The following is a 16244-nucleotide window of genomic DNA, read 5'->3' on the forward strand; positions in this document are numbered from 1 at the left end:
GTTTTGCAGTGCCGCAGTTGCGATGGGCCGCCAATCTGGTAACTTGCATGGTCATGGCAGCAGACGCATTGAATGCCGCGCTGGACCGGCTTGAGCAGGCGCTCAGCCGGGTCGAGGGGGCAGTTTCACAACAGGGCAATCGCAGCGGCGAAACGGCTGAGGAGCTTGCGCTGCTCAGGGTCCGGCATCGCAAGCTTAAAGATACGGTAGCGCAGGAATTGCGCCAGTTGGACCTTTTGCTGGCAGGCCTTCCCAAATGAGCAATCTTACGTTGACCATTGGCGGTCGACCCTTTGCCGTATCCTGCGCCGATGGCGAGGAAGCGCATATCGAAATGCTGGGGCGTATGGTCGATGACCGCGCCCGTCGCATCGGACTTGGGCAGGGTGAGCCGCGAATGCTGCTGTTTTCAGCGTTGATGCTGGCCGATGAATTGCACGAAGCGCACCGCAATGCGCCTATCGAGCCGGTGGCAGAGGTTGCGAAGGCGGCATCAGATGAAGCTGATAGTGCAGAACAAATTTTGGTCGGCCGGATCAACCTTCTGGCCGAACGCCTCGAAAAACTCGCTGCTACCCTTGAGCAGGGGCCAGTGAGCGCCTAGATAGGCAGCGACGGGATCTGCCCGGCACGAGCCGTATGAACATCCCTGAGGCTATAAGCAATCCAAGGGGGCTGCCCCTGCCTGGGATCCTGGTCCTGGGTAAGCGGTCCCCACCTGACGTCGAGGCGTCAGAGGATTTTCCGAGCAACCGACCCACGGTGGGCCCGTCACCCCCCTCCTCTTTTCCCATTCGACCGGAGCATCCCGTGGAAGCCAAGACTGCGCTGCGCGAGCAACTGAGGGCGCAGCGCAATGCGCATGTGGCGTCGCTTGATCCGCGTGTGAAGGCCTTGATGTTTCGGCGCCCACCCTCGCCCATCCTGGCGATGGTGCCGGAAGGTGCGACGGTGGGAGTCTATCTTGCCGGGCCTTCAGAGGCTCCGGCCACGGCCTATGCGCAGGTTTTTCACGAGGCGGGGCATAAAGTGGCGCTGCCGTGGTTTGCCGACCGTAATTCACCGATGCAGTTTCGCGAATGGACTTCACCGTGGGTGGACAAACTGCTCGTGCCGGGACCGTGGAAAGGCATTTCGCAGCCCGCACCCGATGCGGCAGTCGTTGTGCCCGATGTGCTGTTTGTGCCGCTGGTCGGTTTCAGCGCAGACGGCGGGCGTCTTGGGCAAGGCGGTGGTCATTATGATCGCTGGTTGGCAGCGCATCCCACCAGCTTGCCGGTCGGCCTTGCATGGGATTGCCAGCTTGTCGAGCATTTGCCGAGGGAGGCCCACGACCGTCCGCTCCATGTCGTGGTAACACCGACGCGAATCTATGGTCCGTGGGAGTTTGCCGCATGACGCAGCCGGAAAAGCCTGAATGGAAGCCGACATGGCGCAAGCCGGTGGGCATCCTTGCGCTCGTCATTGCGCTATGCATCTACATGTTTGCCGTGGCTTCGGCGTCGGCCGTCATCGGTGGTTGGCACGTTTTGCTGCAGACGCTGGTTTATGTCGTGCTGGGCACCATCTGGCTGCTGCCGCTTCGACGCTTCCTGATCTGGATGGAAACCGGGCGCTGGGGGTGAACGCGCATCGGTAACACCAGCGCCATCAGACTGGCCCCGAAGGGATTGTTCAGTTCGATGCTGTAAGGAAATTCCCAAGGTGGCGCGAGTGACGGGACTTGAACCCGCGACCCTCGGCGTGACAGGCCGATACTCTAACCAACTGAGCTACACCCGCGTGCCCCTTGGGAGACGCGCCTCTATGGCAGGTTCAGCGGGCTGTCAACGGGCTGTTTCAAGGAAGTTTTCCACAGCAGTTCGGGGCGATTAAGGGCAAAGAAAAAGGCGCCCGGAGGCGCCTTTTTAATCTCCCCAATGGCGCGAGTGACGGGACTTGAACCCGCGACCCTCGGCGTGACAGGCCGATACTCTAACCAACTGAGCTACACCCGCTCACCCTTGGGAGCGCCGCCTCTATGGCAGAGTTTGCGGGCTGTCAACGCTGTTCGTGCGGCAAATTTGCGCTCAAGCGAATTTCTCTCAAATCATCAGCATTTCTGGTATTTCCAGTTGCGCGTTTTGCCTTCGCCTATCCATTCCACCGCTTGCGCAATACGTTTGTCGCGGGTGGCATCGGTCTTAGCTTCGACAATCCATTCAATATATTCGCGCCGTTGCCCCGGCGGCATGGCATCGAAACGCTCGCGCGATGCCGTTAGAGCCAACGCTTTGGCAAAAGCGTCGGGCAGGTTTGGCACAGGCTTGGGTGGCGCTTTGGGGCGCGGGACCGCCTTCGGAGCAGACAGCCGTTCCACCGCAGCATGAAGGCGTTCGACGACGGCTGTTTCGTCCGGGAATGCCTCTATACTGGCGATCTGACGGAATGGCCCGGTGCCGCCGGGTTGTTCGTCATGGTGGAAGAACACCGAAACGTGCTTTTTGAACGCTGCCATCCCCGCGATGTTCTTTCCGCCAAGCGTAAAGTGCGGCATTCCCCATTTGATAGCTTCGGCGCAGCCGGGCACCTCACGATGCACGAGCGCGCGGAAGCGTTCGAGGATCGGGCGCGCGAAATCGCATGCCTTGGCGATATGATCGTCTATGCGTGGATCGGTAGTCGGCAAGTGGCACCTCCCGTTTTGCGAGAGGTTACCACATCAATCCGCCAGCAACAGCACCGGCGCTTCGATCAGTTTCTTCACCGCCTGAACGAAGCTGGCGGCATCGTGTCCGTCCACCACGCGATGATCGCAACTGATCGAGATGTTCATGAGCTTGCGCTTCTCGATGCGTTCGCCCCCCAAGCCATCAGACACGAACATCGGGCGTTCGATGATGCGGTTGGGGCCTATGATCGCAACTTCGGGCCGGTTGATAACGGGCGTGGTGGCAACACCGCCTAGCGGGCCTAGCGACGTTATGGTCAGCGTCGAGCCAGACAGTTCATCCGATTTTGCGCTGCCGCTGCGGGCCGCTTCGGCAAGACGCACGATTTCGCGCGCGAGTTGCCAGAGGTTGAGGCTTTGCGCATTGCGAATCACCGGCACCATCAACCCGGCAGGAGTCTGCGCTGCCATGCCCAGATGCACCGCGCCATACCGTGTAACCACGCCTGCTTCGTCATCATAGCGCGCGTTGAGCATCGGAAACTGCGGCAAAGTGTGACAAATCGCGGTGATCAGCAGCGGAAGCATGGTCAGCTTCGGCTTGTCACCACGATGGGCGTTCAATTGTTCGCGCATCGCTTCGATCGCGGTAACGTCGCATTCCTCCACATAGGAAAAGTGCGGGATATTGCGCTTTGAAGCGGCCATGTTCTCGGCAATGCGGCGGCGCATCCCGATGACCTTAATGACCTCATCTCCGCGCTCGACCCCTGCCGCGCGATATCCGCCTTGCGCGTTGTAGGCGAGAAACTGATCGAGATCCGCATGACGGACGCGCCCTTCCTCTGACGGGCGCACTTCCGACAGGTCGATACCAAGATCACGCGCGCGTTGGCGCACAGCGGGACTGGCCAGCACTTTCGCGCTGCTGCCGTGCCTTGTTGGCGTTTCGACAGGCACGATTGCGACGGGTTGCGATATCGGGGGCGATGGGGCAACGGCGTCGATCTTCGCCGCGTCCACCGCCTCAGGCGTTTCGGCTGCGATCCGCTGCTCCACAACCTCGGCTTTCGGGGCGGGTGCCGGGACAGGCGTTTCAGCCTCCCCTTCTCCCTCAGTCTCGATCACGACCAGCGCCGAGCCGATCGCCACGATATCGCCCACTTCACCCGCGATCGAAACGACCTTGCCCGCAACCGGGCTTTCCATCTCAACCGTGGCCTTGTCGGTCATCATGTCGGCAAGGCGGCCATCCTCTTCGACGGAATCGCCGACTTTTACGTGCCAGGCAACGATTTCGGCCTCGGCAATGCCTTCTCCGATATCGGGCAGGCGGAATGTGTAAGTTCCCATTGGCTCAGGCTTTCGTCAGACGGTCGATGGCCTCGCCAATGCGGACCGGGCCTGGGAAATAGGCCCATTCGAGGCTATGGGGATAAGGCGTATCGAAGCCTGTCACGCGCTCTATCGGCGCTTCAAGGTGATAGAAGCAACGCTCCTGCACCAGCGCCGAAAGTTCCGCGCCGAAGCCGGATGTGCGCGTGGCTTCATGGACGATCAGGCATTTGCCGGTTTTTTCCACCGACTTTTCCACCGTCGCTATATCCAGCGGAACGAGCGTGCGCAGATCGATGATTTCGGCATCGACGCCCTTTTCTGCGCAGACTGCCGCCGCAACGTGAACCATCGTGCCATAAGCCAGCACGGTGAAGGCATTGCCGGGGCGCACGATCCGCGCCTTGCCCAGCGGTATCGAATAATACCCTTCCGGCACCACGCTATCAGCGTGCTTCGACCACGGCTCCACCGGCTTGTCGTAATAGCCGTTGAAGGGGCCGTTATAGATGCGCTTCGGTTCGAAGAAGATCACCGGATCGTTGTCTTCTATAGCGGCAATCAACAGGCCCTTGGCATCGTGCGGCGTGCTGGGGACGACCGTTTTCAGACCGGCAACGTGGGTGAACAGCGCTTCGGGGCTTTGGCTGTGGGTCTGCCCGCCGAATATACCGCCACCGAATGGGGAGCGCACGGTCATCGGCGCGATGAACTCGCCCGCCGAACGATAACGCAGGCGCGCTGCTTCCGAAACGAGCTGATCCAAACCCGGATAGATATAATCGGCAAACTGGATTTCCGGCACCGGACGCAGGCCATAGGCACCCATGCCCACGGCAACGCCGATAATGCCGCACTCGCTGATCGGCGTATCAAACACGCGGGGCTTGCCGTATTTCTTCTGCAAGCCTGCCGTCGCGCGGAACACGCCGCCAAAGTAGCCAACATCCTCGCCCATCACGACAACATTGGGATCGCGCTCCATCATGATGTCGAGCGCGTCGTTGATCGCCTCGATCATGTTGAGGCGGCGGGTCGGAGCCTCGGCCAGGCTGACCGGGGTTTCTTCGTAGGTCATCCGTCTTTCCATTCCGGCCATTTGACGCGACGCTCGTGTATCGCCTGCCTGCTCTGTTCCTGCAGATGCCAAGGCAGATCCTCGAACACATCTTCGAACATGGTGTGGAAGGGGTGATGCAGTCCGTGGCCAAGGATGCCGTTCTTCTCAGCCTCCTTCGTCGCCACCTTCACCTGCTCCATCAGTTCACGGTCCATCGCGGCGTGCTGGTCTTCCGACCATTCGCCCAGCGCGATCAGGTGCTTCTTGAGGCGGTTGATAGGATCGCCCAAAGGCCACTCTTCCCGCTCATGCGCAGAACGATACTGGCCCGGATCGTCAGAAGTTGAATGGCCTTCTGCACGATAGGTGAAGTGTTCGATCAGCGTCGGCCCGGCGTTTGAACGGGCGCGATTGGCGGCCCATTCGGTGGCCGCGTAAACCGCCAGCGGATCGTTCCCATCCACCCGCAGCCCCGCCATGCCATAGCCGATGGCGCGTGCGGCAAAGGTTGTGCGTTCCGCCCCGGCAAAGCCCGAAAAGCTCGAAATCGCCCACTGGTTGTTGACGACGTTGAAGATGACAGGGGCGTTATAGACCGTGGCAAACGTCATCGCTGAATGGAAATCGCCCTCGGCTGTCGATCCCTCACCGATCCAGGTGGCAGCAATGCGGGTATCACCCTTGATCGCGCTGGCCATCGCCCAACCCACGGCTTGGGGGTATTGTGTGGCCAGATTGCCGCTGATCGTGAAGAACGAAGCCTCGCGCGCCGAATACATGATCGGCAACTGGCGGCCTTTCAGCTTGTCCGCCCGGTTCGAATAGATCTGGTTGATCATCTCGACGATGGGATAGCCGCGCGCGATCAGAATGCCCTGTTGGCGATAGCTGGGAAACACCATGTCATCGTCGGCCAGCGCCATCGCCGGGGCGACCGAGGAGGCCTCTTCACCGGTACACTTCATGTAGAAGCTGGTTTTGCCCTGCCGTTGGCCGCGATACATCCGGTCATCGAAAGCGCGGGTCAGTGCCATCGTACGGAGCATTCGCCGTAAGGTTTCGGCATCAAGCTTTGGATCCCAAGGCCCGACTGCGCGATCATCATCGTCCAGCACGCGCACCAGATCGAGGCACAGGGGATGCGTATCGGCTGCCACGCACCCCTCGTCAGGGCGTGGCTGTTCGCCCGCGACGGTGATCTGAAGATGCGAATAATTGACCGGATCACCGGGACGGAACCGCGGCTCAGGCACGTGCAGCGACAGCGACGGCAGGTTGCCACGCGCGCTTGTGCTCATGATGAGAACGCCTGCATTTTGACTCTCCCGCATCGAATCGGCCTTTGCAAATGCAAAAGCTAGACTGATGCAAAGTTATATACGTTTGTTATTTTATTTCACACACCTTATCGAGTCAATCACAGCGTCAGACGGCAACCGGCGCGGAAAGATGGCCCTGCGGCGCGTATCCTGTCACTTCAAAATCCTCGATCCGATAACCGAAGATGCTATCGGGTCGGCGCGATATGGCAAGGCGCGGATCGCCTTCCGGTTCCCGCCCAATCTGCGCTTCGACCAGTTCTGCATGATTGAGATAAAGGTGCGTGTCACCGCCCATCCACACCAGTTCGCCCGGCTCCAGATCGCACTGTTGCGCCAGCAGGCGGATGAAAAGCGCTGCGCCCCAAAGATTGAACGGAAGTCCCAGCGCCACATCGCAACTGCGCTGGTAGAGCAAGCCATTCAGCTTGTTACCGCTGACGTGGAACTGGTAGGTCTTGTGGCACGGCGGCAGCGCCATCCGATCAAGTTCGGCCACGTTCCAGCCTTCCACGATGTGACGGCGGCTGCCAGGATTGCCCCGCAGCGATTCGACGACATCGGCCACCTGATTTATTCCGGTGGCGCGCTGGGCAAAAAGCCCCTCACCCGCAGGTTCATAAACCGGCCAGTTGACCCACTGCTTGCCATAGACCGGGCCAAGATCGCCCCATTCGGCAGCAAACGCCGCATCCGCCACGATCCGGGCGGAAAAGTCGGCACGGGCGATATCGCTGCCAGTGGCCTTACGATAGCGTTCGAGGGGCCAGTCGGTCCAGATCTCCACGCCTTGCGCGCACAATGCGCGGATATTGGTGTCACCCGTAAGGAACCACAGGAACTCGCGCGTGGCCGTTTTCCAATAGACGCGCTTGGTCGTCAGCAGCGGCATCCGCCCGTCCGAAAGATCGAACCTCAATTGCGCGCCAAACACAGAGCGCGTGCCCACGCCGGTGCGGTCAACCCGTTCGTCACCGTGCTCCCATATCTCGCGCATGAGATCGAGATATTGCCATTCGTAATGGCGGGCGGAATCGGCGCGTTTCAACATGATCCGGCTTCTATCGCCGTGCGCCCGCAGGCGCAAAAATCAGCCTGTGAAAAAACTTGGCCCTTCCCGCTTGCCAGCCCCGGAACTGCCTCGTATAGGGCGCCCCTGCCTCGCAGCCGGGTCACCGGCTTGCGGATCGGTCGGGGAATAGCTCAGCCTGGTAGAGCACTGTCTTCGGGAGGCAGGGGCCGGAGGTTCGAATCCTCTTTCCCCGACCATTTCACCTTACACTGGTGAAGAACAGAGCGGCCTTCGGGTCGCTCTTTTCGTATGCGCTTTGTCCGCCATGAGCGGCTCGGTTTATCGTGCGTGAGGCACAAGTCTTTCAATTCGCCGCATATTTAAGCGCGAAACAGCGCAAACGCTCTTTCGCTTATGCGGCGTATTGCCGACCTTGGCAGGGCTATCCCAATAACAGGACAGGAAACCCTTCCGTGAAACTCCGCAAACTCTCGCTTGCCCTTCTCGTCGCAACAGCACCTTTTGCCACCACCGCCATCGCGCAGGATGCAGCCGCAAGTGCATCGGCGCCGGCTGCAGCAACGCCCACAGTGAGCGCAACCGTCTATGACACTGCCGGAGCCGAAGTCGGCACGATCAAGAGCGTGAATGCGCCAAACTTCGTGATCGACACTGGCAAGAACACGGCCACGCTGGCTCTTACCTCGCTTGGCACCGGTCCAAAGGGGCCAGTGCTTGGCATGACCAAGGCAGAACTCGACGCAGCCGCTGAAAAGGCTGCGGGTGCCGCTGCTGAAGAGCTGTCCGCCGCTATTGTTGCCGACGCAGCAGTTCACGCATCGGATGGCACCACCGTGCTGGGCAAGATCAGCGAAGTCAGTGAAACAGATTTCGTACTTGATACCGGAACGGCAAAGGTCAAGCTGCCGCGCACATCCGTTGCCAAGGGCGCAAGCGGTCTGTTCATCGGCATGAGCGCCGAACAATTTGCCGACGCGACCAAGAGCGCCCAGGCGCCTTCGCCCAGCGAGTGACGGTGCGAAGGGGCGTTCAACCTCCTCGCAGCAGTTGAACGCCCCAATCGCGCTCGAACAGATAGAGCAATATCCGCGCCGCCTCTCCACGTGGCGATGAAAGGCCGCCGTCACGCTCCATCAGCAGCCGCGCATCATCATGCGCCAAGGGCAACAAGCGGGCGATCTGTCCAAAGTCTGCCACTTTGAACGGCGTATCGCCGGATTGCCGGGTTCCGAGTAGTTCTCCCCCGCCGCGCAGGCGCAAATCCTCTTCCGCCAACCTGAACCCGTCCTGCGTTTCACGCATCAGGGCAAGACGCTCGCGTCCGGTTTCTGAAAGCGCATCGCCGCGCAGCAAAAGGCAGGTCGATTGCTGACTGCCGCGCCCCACACGCCCGCGTAACTGGTGCAACTGGGCCAGCCCAAAGCGTTCGGCCTGCTCGATCACCATCAGCGTGGCATTGGGCACATCAACGCCCACTTCGATAACGGTCGTTGCCACCAGCAGCTTGGCCTCGCCTCTGGCGAAGCATTCCATCGCGGCGTCCTTCACCTCTGGCCGCAACTGTCCGTGGACCATGACCACGGTATCGCCAAACCGATCTTTCAACGCGGCATAGCGCGCCTCGGCGGCGGCGATATCGTCGGTTTCCTGTTCGCGCACCATTGGGCAAACCCAATAGGCCTGCGCGCCCTTGGCAATGTGCCGACCGATACCTTCGATCACATCGGCAAGCCGGTCTTGCGCAACCACGCGCGTATCGATGGCTTGCCGTCCCGGCGGCATCTCATCGAGCCGGGATACGTCCATCTCGCCATATTGGGCCAAAGTCAGCGTTCGCGGGATCGGCGTGGCGGTCATGGCCAAGCAATGCGGCGTGCGCTTTGCCTTCTGCGTCAGCAAAAGCCGCTGACCCACGCCAAAGCGGTGCTGCTCGTCAATCACGGCAAGCGCCAGATTGCGATATGCCACAGCTTCCTGAAAAATAGCGTGCGTGCCCACGCAAATGTCGATGGAGCCATCAAGCAGCCCCATCAGGATCGATTCGCGCGCCTTGCCCTTGTCGCGCCCGGTTAGCAAAGCGATGGTCACGCCTGTGCCAGCAGCCATCCGGGTCAGCGTTTCGGCGTGCTGGCGGGCGAGGATTTCGGTTGGAGCAAGCAGGGCCGCCTGTCCTCCTGCCTCAACCGCAATCAGCATGGCGTTTAGCGCGACCGCTGTCTTCCCCGAACCCACATCGCCTTGCAGCAGCCGAAGCATGGGCGCGCCCTGCGCCACATCGCTTTCGATCTCGGCAATGGCGCGCTTTTGCGCACCTGTCAGCTCGAACGGCAGCTTCAGCTTCGCGCGCAACCGGCCGTCGCCATGCAGCGGCGTGCCTTTCTTGGCACGATTGCTTTCGCGCACCAGCATCAGCGCAAGGCTGTTCGCCAGCAGTTCGTCATAGGCAAGGCGATCACGGGCAAGCTTGTTTTCGCCCTTGTGCGCTTCAGGCAGGGCTTCATGCCAATGCGGCCAGCCTTCGCGCGCCAGCAGGCCCGGTTCGATCCATTCGGGCAGCTTGGGCAAATTCGACAGCGATTGTTGCATCAAAGCCTGAATGCGGCCCTGCGTCAGCCCTTCGGACAGGGCATAGACCGGCTCGTTCAACTGGCCGAGCATCCCGGCGCTGTCATCGCTCACATGATCGGGATGGACGATCTGCCAGGTCTGGCCATACTGGTCGAGCCGCCCGGCGATCCAGCGCTTCTCGCCCAGCGGCAATTGCTTTTTCGCGGTGTAGGACGCGCGCCCGAAATAGGTGAGCGCAACATAGTTGCCCACCGCATCTTCAGCCATGACTCGGAACGGCCCTCGCCCCGCAGGCTGGCGATACTCGCGCGGGGCCAGCGGCACGACGATCTGTTCGCCCACGCTGGCTTCATCAAGATTCGCCACCGCTCGGCGCAGAACCCAGCGGTCGGGCAGGTGATAGGCGATGTCCCTCACCCGCCCCAGTCCCAGCTTTTCCAGCGGGCGCGCCAGCCCCGGCCCCACGCCTTTCAGACTGGCGGCTTCCGCAAACAGGGGATTGAGCACATCGGGACGCATCGCGCTGGCATAGGCTGGACGCGGCGTCCGCGCCAATCCCGTTGCGAGCAAAATTCACTGCTGTTTTTTGATTCAACGCATGGTTGGCGGGCGCCAGCGGTGCTTGGGTCAGGTGGAAGAAGCAGGAAAACGAGGAGTTCTAGCAATGCTGATCCCACATGGTGCCATCATCGCCGTAATCGACGGCAACACCTGGCAATTGCTGCGCAACGCAGGCACCGAGGCTGCACCGGAACTCACCGAAATGGAAACCCCGGCCCTTGTCGAGCACAACCACAGCGCCGGGGGCAGCCATGCATCGCCCCACAATCAGGATGAAGCAGCGCATTGCGCAGCGGTGGCCGACTGGATCAATCGGCAGGTTCTGGGCTACAGGATCGCGGACCTGATCGTGATCGCTCCACCAAGAGCGCTGGGCGAACTGCGTCATCAACTCGGCAAGGCCGTGCAGCACGTACTGCGTCACGAACTGGCCAAGGACATGATTGGCCGCAAGCCAACGGAAATCATCGCCGCGTTGCGGAGTAAATAGTCCGCCATCGCTGTGAAGGGTATTCCGGCGCGGGGGAAGGACGAGTGCCGGAATGCCCTTTTGCGCGGCCTTGTTTCGCCGGGATGATCGGCCTAACGGCAAAGCATGACCGACCGCTCCGCATCTGCCGCAACCGAAATCACGCCTGAACGCCTCAAGCGCCTGCACTTCCGCGCATGGCATCGCGGCACGCGCGAGGCTGATTACATGATCGGCTGCTATTTTGATCGCTTCCACGCGGCGTGGACGGCGGATCAGGTTGCATGGTTTGAAACGCTGATCGAGGAAGAAGACGTCGATATCATGGGCTGGGCGCTTGGCACGCTATCGGTGCCAAACGAATACACGGGGCCAATGATGGACGCGATGCGCAAGCTCGATTACGTCGAAATTCCCCGCTAAATCTGCCATTCGCGCGCGTTAGCAAGCCCATCATGTCCGACCTGAATCGCATCCTTACGGCCAAGACGCCGGTAACGCTTTCCTCCATCGCACGCGGAGCGCAGCCACTGGTGCTGGCCGACCTTGCGCGGGCAGCAAAGGGGCGCGCGGTGTTCATCGCGCCCGATGAAGCAGCGATGCGCGCTATTGCGGACAGCGCGGCCTTCTTTGCGCCAGACCTTGAAGTTATCGACTTCCCGGCCTGGGATTGCCTGCCGTTTGACCGCGCTTCGCCCGCGCTAAGTGTCAGTTCAAGGCGTTTAGCGGCACTTCAGAAACTGCAGTTGAAGCGCAGCGGTCCGCGATTGCTGGTCACCACCATCAACGCGGTAATGCAGCGGGTGCTGACGCCGTTCCGCATCCGCGAATCCACGCGGCTGCTAACGCCGGGAGCGGAGATCGGGCGCGAAAGCCTGATCGCGCTGCTGCAGAGGCAGGGTTATTCGCGCACCGATACCGTGGTCGATGCCGGCGAATACGCGGTGCGCGGGTCGGTGTTCGACATCTTCCCGTCAGGACTGGACCACGGCCTTAGGCTCGACTTCTTTGGCGACGAACTGGAAACGCTGCGTCTGTTCGATCCGAACACGCAGCGTTCCGTGCAGTCGGTGGAAACCCACCTGCTGCTTCCGGCAAGCGAGGCTCTTCTCGACGAAGACAGCATTAAACGCTTCCGCAGCCGCTACCGCGAGCTGTTCGGAGCGAACGCGACCGGCGATCCGCTCTACCAGGCGATCAGTGATGGCCGCCGACTTGCAGGCATGGAACACTGGCTGCCGCTCTTTGAAGACAGGCTGGTCACCCTGTTCGACCATCTGGGCGAACACGATCTGGTTCTGATCGATGGCACCGCGATCAAGGCCGCCGAGCAGCGCGCCGCCGATATCGCGGACTATCACCAGTCGCGCCTCGATTCGTCATCCAAGGCGCCTGGCAGCTATCGCCCTCTGGCGGAAAACGCACTCTATCTGGCGCAAGACGAGCTCGGCCGAGCGCTGGCGGGCTGGCCAGTCCATCGCACCACGATCTTCGCCGAGCCGGAATCGCAGCAGGTCGTCGATTTCGGCTTTTCGTCGAGCCATGATTTCACGCCGGAACGCGCTGCGGCAGCAAGCGGGGGCACGAATATCTATGAAGCGGCGTCAAAGTATATCGCCGCCTTGGGCACGCGTGGGAAGAAGCCGATCATCGCGGCCTATACCGCTGGCTCGCGCTCGCGCCTTGCCTCGCTGCTGGCCGAAGCGGGCAAGTTTAAGCCGCATATGGCCGAGACCTGGCAAGAAGCCTTGGGTGCTGCCGCCAGCGGAAAGCCTGTGGCGGTGGTCCTGCCGCTGGAACAGGGTTTTGCCAACGACGATCTGGAACTGCTGACCGAGCAGGACATCCTTGGCGACCGCCTTGTCCGCCGCAAGAAGAAGCGCAAGGACGCCGACGCATTCCTTGCCGAACTGTCGGCGCTAACGCCCGGCGATCTGGTGGTTCACATGGACCACGGCATTGGGCGCTACATCGGGCTTGAAGCCATCGCAGTGGGCGATAGCCCGCACGATTGCGTGCAGCTTGAATATTCGGGCGGCGACAAGCTCTACATCCCGGTCGAAAACCTCGACGTTCTTTCCCGCTACGGCTCCGACGCCGAGGGCGTTGCGCTCGACAAGCTGGGCGGCGAAGCATGGCAGCGCCGCAAGGCGCGGATGCGCGAACGCATTCTGGAAATGGCCGGGCATCTCATGGCCACGGCAGCCCAGCGCGCACTGCGGCAGGGCACCGTGCTGCCGGTCGATCCCGCCAGCTATGGCCCATTCGTTGATCGGTTCCCGTGGGACGAAACCGAGGACCAGGAACGCGCGATTGGCGATGTGCTGGGCGATATGGCCGAGGGCAAGCCGATGGACCGCCTTGTTTGCGGCGACGTTGGCTTCGGCAAGACCGAGGTGGCATTGCGCGCTGCGTTCGTGGCCGCCATGCAGGGCGTGCAGGTTGCCGTCATCGCGCCAACCACGCTCCTCGCTCGCCAGCACTACGCAAACTTTGTCGAACGCTTCAAAGGCTTCCCGCTGGAAATCGGCCGCCTGTCGCGCCTCGTACCGGCCAAGGAAGCGGGCGAAACCAAGATCGGCCTTGCCAATGGCACGGTCGATATCGTCATCGGCACGCACGCGCTGCTGTCGAAATCGGTCGAATTCAAACGCCTCGGCCTCGTCATCGTTGACGAGGAACAGCGCTTTGGCGTGACGCACAAGGAAAAGCTGAAAGAGCTGAAAGCGGACGTCCACGTCCTCACGCTCACTGCCACGCCGATTCCGCGCACCTTGCAAATGGCCATGTCGGGCCTGCGCGAACTGTCGACGATTCAGACCCCGCCGGTAGACCGGCTTGCCGTGCGCACATATGTGATGCCGTGGGACGATATGGTGATGCGCGAGGCTTTGCTGCGCGAACACCAGCGCGGTGGGCAAAGCTTTATCGTGGTGCCGCGCATTGCCGACATGCCAGACCTTGAGGAATGGCTGCGGCTCAACGTGCCCGAAGTCCGCTTCGTTACCGCGCATGGCCAGATGAGTCCGACCGAAGTCGAAGACCGTATGGGCGCGTTTTACGAGAAGAAGTACGAAGTCCTGCTTTCAACCACTATTGTCGAAAGCGGCATCGATATTCCTTCGGCCAACACCATCGTCATTCACCGCGCCGACCGGTTTGGTCTTGCCCAGCTTTATCAGCTGCGCGGGCGCGTGGGGCGCGGAAAGCTGCGGGCTTATGCCTACCTGACGGTGCCAGAGGATATGGCGCTTTCCGAAGTCGCGGAGAAGCGGCTCAAGGTGCTGGGCGATCTCGACAGTCTTGGCGCGGGCTTCCAGCTTGCCAGCCACGATCTGGACATTCGCGGCGCGGGCAACTTGCTGGGCGACGAGCAATCGGGCCACATCAAGGAAGTCGGCTTCGAACTTTACCAGTCGATGCTGGAAGATGCGATCCTTGCCGCCAAGGCAGGCGACATCGGCCTTGCGCGTGAGCGGGAAGCGCTCAGCCCGCAGATCACGCTTGATGCACCGATCATGATTCCCGAAGACTACGTGCCCGATCTGGCCGTGCGAATGGCGCTCTATCGCCGCATGAACGATGCCGAAGGGCCAGAGGCGGTCGAAGCGCTGGCCGCCGAGATGATCGACCGGTTCGGCGCCCTGCCCGCACCAACGCAAAACCTGCTGCGCCTGATCGAGGTGAAACGGCAGGCCATTGCGGCCAATATCGCCAAGATCGACGTTGGGCCGAAGGGCGCACTTGTCAGCTTCCACAAGGACACCTTCCCCGATCCTTTGGGCCTTATCGGCTATGTCGAGCGGCTCAATGGCGTGGCCAAGCTGCGCCCGGACAACAAGCTGGTGATCACGCGCGCATGGGGCACGGCGGAGGGGCGGCTCAACGGTCTGGTCCAGATGACCAAGGGACTTGCCGCCATCGTCCGGAGGGCAAAGAAGGCAGCTTAAAGAAGCGCGCCGATCCCGTCGGCGGAAACCGGGCCTGAGCGCAGGAAGCCCTGAAACACATCGCAGCCTTCATCGCGCAAAATGGCCAGTTGGCTCTCCCGCTCGATCCCTTCGACCACGATCTTCTGGCCCAACGCCCGCGCCATTGCGACTATTGCCTTGAGTATCGCCCGGTCACGCGGGTCGCCATCAACATCGCTGACGAGCGAGGCATCCAGTTTCAGCGTATCGATGGGTAGTGCCTTGAGCGTGCGGAAATTGGCATAGCCGGTGCCGAAGTCATCCAACGCGATCTGCACGCCCATTCCGGCAATTGCACGCAGGGCATTGGCAGAACGGGCGAAGTCTGCGATCAGACTTTGCTCGGTCACTTCCAGCGTGAGCATGGATGGCGGGAATGCGGTCTGCGCGAGCATGGCAGCAAAGCTTGCCGCGAAATCGTCCGAGGCCAGATCCTCCGCCGTGATATTGATCGACAGCGGAAGTCGCCCTTTCCACGGCACTTCGCACGCCAGCGCCCGGTGCACGATGTGGCTCGATAGCTGGCCGATGTGATCACCCCTTTCGGCAATCGCGAACAGCGTTTCCGCCCCGATCCGGCCAAGCTTTGGATGGTCCCACCGCGCCAGAACCTCGGCCCCGGCCAGAGCGCCACTGGCAACAGAATATTGCGGCTGGAAGACCAGTCCGATTTCATCCCGCGCCATCGCGCCGATCAGATCCGCTTCGAGCCGTGCCGCGCTGCGTCCGCGCGATCGGTGTGTGCCATCGGCCCACATCACACGGCGTCCGGGCTGTTGTTCAAGGGCGCCCAGCGCCTGATCAAGCCGGTCGAGCATTCGGCCGCCGCTTTCACCTGGCGCGCGCCGCAGCAGCGCGATACGCGGCAGAAGGTGCAGCACGTCCCCGTGCACGGGCAAGGCCCTGCCCACGGTCCGTCCCAGTGCTTCGGCCAGCCACTGCCAGCGTTCGCGCGTCATGGCACCGCTGCACGCAACCAGAAATTCGCCCCCGCCAACACGCGCCACCATTGCGGTGTGCCCAAGTTCCTGCGCGGCAAAATCGCGAATGCGGCGCGCGATCTCAGCCAGCGCAAGATCGCCCCCCGCATGGCCATAGGCAATGTTGACGGAACGAAACCGATGCAGCCCCAGGAGCATGGCTTGCAGATAGTCGGATTCGTGCGTGCCTTTCAGCCATGCAAGCGCTTCGGCAGAACCGCACAAGCCGGTCAGCGGATCGCGCGCAAAGGTGGCAGGAACATCATTCATGCGACGACGGCATAGTCGGCAAGTCTTG

The 16244-nt window shown here is 61.5% G+C and carries 15 protein-coding genes and 3 tRNA genes; 9 read left to right on the top strand and 9 right to left on the bottom strand.

The genetic code is table 11. The annotated features are described in order from the left end of the window. The first annotated feature begins 53 nt into the window (after window positions 1-53). From HGI47_RS04060 to HGI47_RS04075, 4 genes are all read left to right on the top strand, one after another. Window positions 54-260 carry a hypothetical protein gene (locus tag HGI47_RS04060; RefSeq protein WP_168851519.1) on the top strand — a complete coding sequence of 69 codons (207 nt, stop codon included), beginning with the start codon at window positions 54-56 and terminating at the stop codon, window positions 258-260. Continuing rightward, window positions 257-604, top strand: a complete 348-nt coding sequence (locus HGI47_RS04065; protein WP_168851520.1) for a cell division protein ZapA — start codon at window positions 257-259, stop codon at window positions 602-604. Before HGI47_RS04060 ends, HGI47_RS04065 begins: the two co-directional genes overlap by 4 nt. 206 nt (window positions 605-810) lie before the next feature. Continuing rightward, entirely contained in the window at window positions 811-1398 is a 588-nt protein-coding gene (locus HGI47_RS04070) for a 5-formyltetrahydrofolate cyclo-ligase (RefSeq protein ID WP_370521623.1), read from the top strand. Beyond that, a complete protein-coding gene (locus HGI47_RS04075; protein ID WP_168851522.1) occupies window positions 1395-1625 on the top strand; it encodes a DUF2842 domain-containing protein in 231 nt (76 codons plus the stop codon). The genes HGI47_RS04070 and HGI47_RS04075 overlap by 4 nt, the downstream gene beginning before the upstream one ends. A gap of 80 nt (window positions 1626-1705) precedes the next feature. Here the strand turns inward: HGI47_RS04075 and HGI47_RS04080 are convergent. The 7 genes from HGI47_RS04080 to thyA all read right to left on the bottom strand — a co-directional run bounded on the left by HGI47_RS04080 (window position 1706) and on the right by thyA (window position 7415). Next, window positions 1706-1782 (bottom strand) — tRNA-Asp (locus tag HGI47_RS04080). Window positions 1783-1920: 138 nt separating this feature from the next. After that, window positions 1921-1997, bottom strand: a tRNA-Asp gene (locus HGI47_RS04085). A gap of 95 nt (window positions 1998-2092) precedes the next feature. Beyond that, a complete protein-coding gene (locus HGI47_RS04090) occupies window positions 2093-2668 on the bottom strand; it encodes a YdeI family protein (RefSeq protein ID WP_168851523.1) in 576 nt (191 codons plus the stop codon). Window positions 2669-2701: 33 nt separating this feature from the next. Next, on the bottom strand, window positions 2702-4003 hold the full coding sequence (locus HGI47_RS04095) for a dihydrolipoamide acetyltransferase family protein (protein WP_168851524.1): 1302 nt from the start codon (window positions 4001-4003) through the stop codon (window positions 2702-2704). 4 nt (window positions 4004-4007) lie between these two features. Continuing rightward, a complete protein-coding gene (locus HGI47_RS04100) occupies window positions 4008-5063 on the bottom strand; it encodes an alpha-ketoacid dehydrogenase subunit beta (protein ID WP_168851525.1) in 1056 nt (351 codons plus the stop codon). Continuing rightward, window positions 5060-6343, bottom strand: a complete 1284-nt coding sequence (locus tag HGI47_RS04105; RefSeq protein WP_168851526.1) for a thiamine pyrophosphate-dependent enzyme — start codon at window positions 6341-6343, stop codon at window positions 5060-5062. The genes HGI47_RS04100 and HGI47_RS04105 overlap by 4 nt, the downstream gene beginning before the upstream one ends. A gap of 127 nt (window positions 6344-6470) precedes the next feature. After that, on the bottom strand, window positions 6471-7415 hold the full coding sequence (gene thyA, locus HGI47_RS04110) for a thymidylate synthase (RefSeq protein WP_168851527.1): 945 nt from the start codon (window positions 7413-7415) through the stop codon (window positions 6471-6473). Between the two features lie 141 nt (window positions 7416-7556). On the opposite strand from thyA, the gene HGI47_RS04115 reads away from it, so the two are divergent. Together HGI47_RS04115 and HGI47_RS04120 are read left to right on the top strand one after the other, a co-directional pair. After that, a tRNA-Pro gene (locus tag HGI47_RS04115) sits at window positions 7557-7633 on the top strand. Between the two features lie 216 nt (window positions 7634-7849). Next, window positions 7850-8410 carry a hypothetical protein gene (locus HGI47_RS04120; protein WP_168851528.1) on the top strand — a complete coding sequence of 187 codons (561 nt, stop codon included), beginning with the start codon at window positions 7850-7852 and terminating at the stop codon, window positions 8408-8410. 16 nt (window positions 8411-8426) lie between these two features. On the opposite strand, the gene recG is transcribed toward HGI47_RS04120, so the two are convergent. Further along, the gene (gene recG / locus HGI47_RS04125; RefSeq protein WP_168851799.1) at window positions 8427-10484 is read right to left on the bottom strand and encodes an ATP-dependent DNA helicase RecG; all 2058 of its coding nucleotides are present in this window, start codon (window positions 10482-10484) and stop codon (window positions 8427-8429) included. 145 nt (window positions 10485-10629) lie between these two features. Here recG and HGI47_RS04130 point away from each other — a divergent pair, with 145 nt between their 5' ends. From HGI47_RS04130 to mfd, 3 genes are all read left to right on the top strand, one after another. Further along, on the top strand, window positions 10630-11016 hold the full coding sequence (locus HGI47_RS04130) for a host attachment protein (protein WP_168851529.1): 387 nt from the start codon (window positions 10630-10632) through the stop codon (window positions 11014-11016). A gap of 105 nt (window positions 11017-11121) precedes the next feature. Continuing rightward, window positions 11122-11418 (top strand): succinate dehydrogenase assembly factor 2, encoded by a 297-nt coding sequence (locus tag HGI47_RS04135; protein WP_168851530.1) that lies wholly within the window; start codon window positions 11122-11124, stop codon window positions 11416-11418. A 32-nt stretch (window positions 11419-11450) separates the two neighbouring features. Next, window positions 11451-14945 carry a transcription-repair coupling factor gene (gene mfd, locus HGI47_RS04140; protein WP_168851531.1) on the top strand — a complete coding sequence of 1165 codons (3495 nt, stop codon included), beginning with the start codon at window positions 11451-11453 and terminating at the stop codon, window positions 14943-14945. On the opposite strand, the gene HGI47_RS04145 is transcribed toward mfd, so the two are convergent. Next, window positions 14942-16216 carry a bifunctional diguanylate cyclase/phosphodiesterase gene (locus HGI47_RS04145; protein WP_168851532.1) on the bottom strand — a complete coding sequence of 425 codons (1275 nt, stop codon included), beginning with the start codon at window positions 16214-16216 and terminating at the stop codon, window positions 14942-14944. The genes mfd and HGI47_RS04145 overlap by 4 nt on opposite strands. Between the last annotated feature and the right edge of the window lie 28 nt (window positions 16217-16244).

This window comes from Novosphingobium sp. ERN07, from assembly GCF_012641335.1.
Classification (GTDB): Bacteria; Pseudomonadota; Alphaproteobacteria; order Sphingomonadales; family Sphingomonadaceae; genus Novosphingobium.

What these genes read in the sequence shown, in the direction of transcription:
- thyA (WP_168851527.1), bottom strand. Translation starts at nt 7,415, where the DNA reads ATGTTGAAACGCGCCGATTCCGCCCGCCATTACGAATGGCAATATCTC.
- HGI47_RS04145 (WP_168851532.1), bottom strand. Translation starts at nt 16,216, where the DNA reads ATGAATGATGTTCCTGCCACCTTTGCGCGCGATCCGCTGACCGGCTTG.
- HGI47_RS04105 (WP_168851526.1), bottom strand. Translation starts at nt 6,343, where the DNA reads ATGAGCACAAGCGCGCGTGGCAACCTGCCGTCGCTGTCGCTGCACGTG.
- HGI47_RS04075 (WP_168851522.1), top strand. Translation starts at nt 1,395, where the DNA reads ATGACGCAGCCGGAAAAGCCTGAATGGAAGCCGACATGGCGCAAGCCG.
- recG (WP_168851799.1), bottom strand. Translation starts at nt 10,484, where the DNA reads ATGCGTCCCGATGTGCTCAATCCCCTGTTTGCGGAAGCCGCCAGTCTG.
- HGI47_RS04060 (WP_168851519.1), top strand. Translation starts at nt 54, where the DNA reads ATGGCAGCAGACGCATTGAATGCCGCGCTGGACCGGCTTGAGCAGGCG.
- HGI47_RS04130 (WP_168851529.1), top strand. Translation starts at nt 10,630, where the DNA reads ATGCTGATCCCACATGGTGCCATCATCGCCGTAATCGACGGCAACACC.
- HGI47_RS04095 (WP_168851524.1), bottom strand. Translation starts at nt 4,003, where the DNA reads ATGGGAACTTACACATTCCGCCTGCCCGATATCGGAGAAGGCATTGCC.
- HGI47_RS04100 (WP_168851525.1), bottom strand. Translation starts at nt 5,063, where the DNA reads ATGACCTACGAAGAAACCCCGGTCAGCCTGGCCGAGGCTCCGACCCGC.
- mfd (WP_168851531.1), top strand. Translation starts at nt 11,451, where the DNA reads ATGTCCGACCTGAATCGCATCCTTACGGCCAAGACGCCGGTAACGCTT.
- HGI47_RS04135 (WP_168851530.1), top strand. Translation starts at nt 11,122, where the DNA reads ATGACCGACCGCTCCGCATCTGCCGCAACCGAAATCACGCCTGAACGC.
- HGI47_RS04065 (WP_168851520.1), top strand. Translation starts at nt 257, where the DNA reads ATGAGCAATCTTACGTTGACCATTGGCGGTCGACCCTTTGCCGTATCC.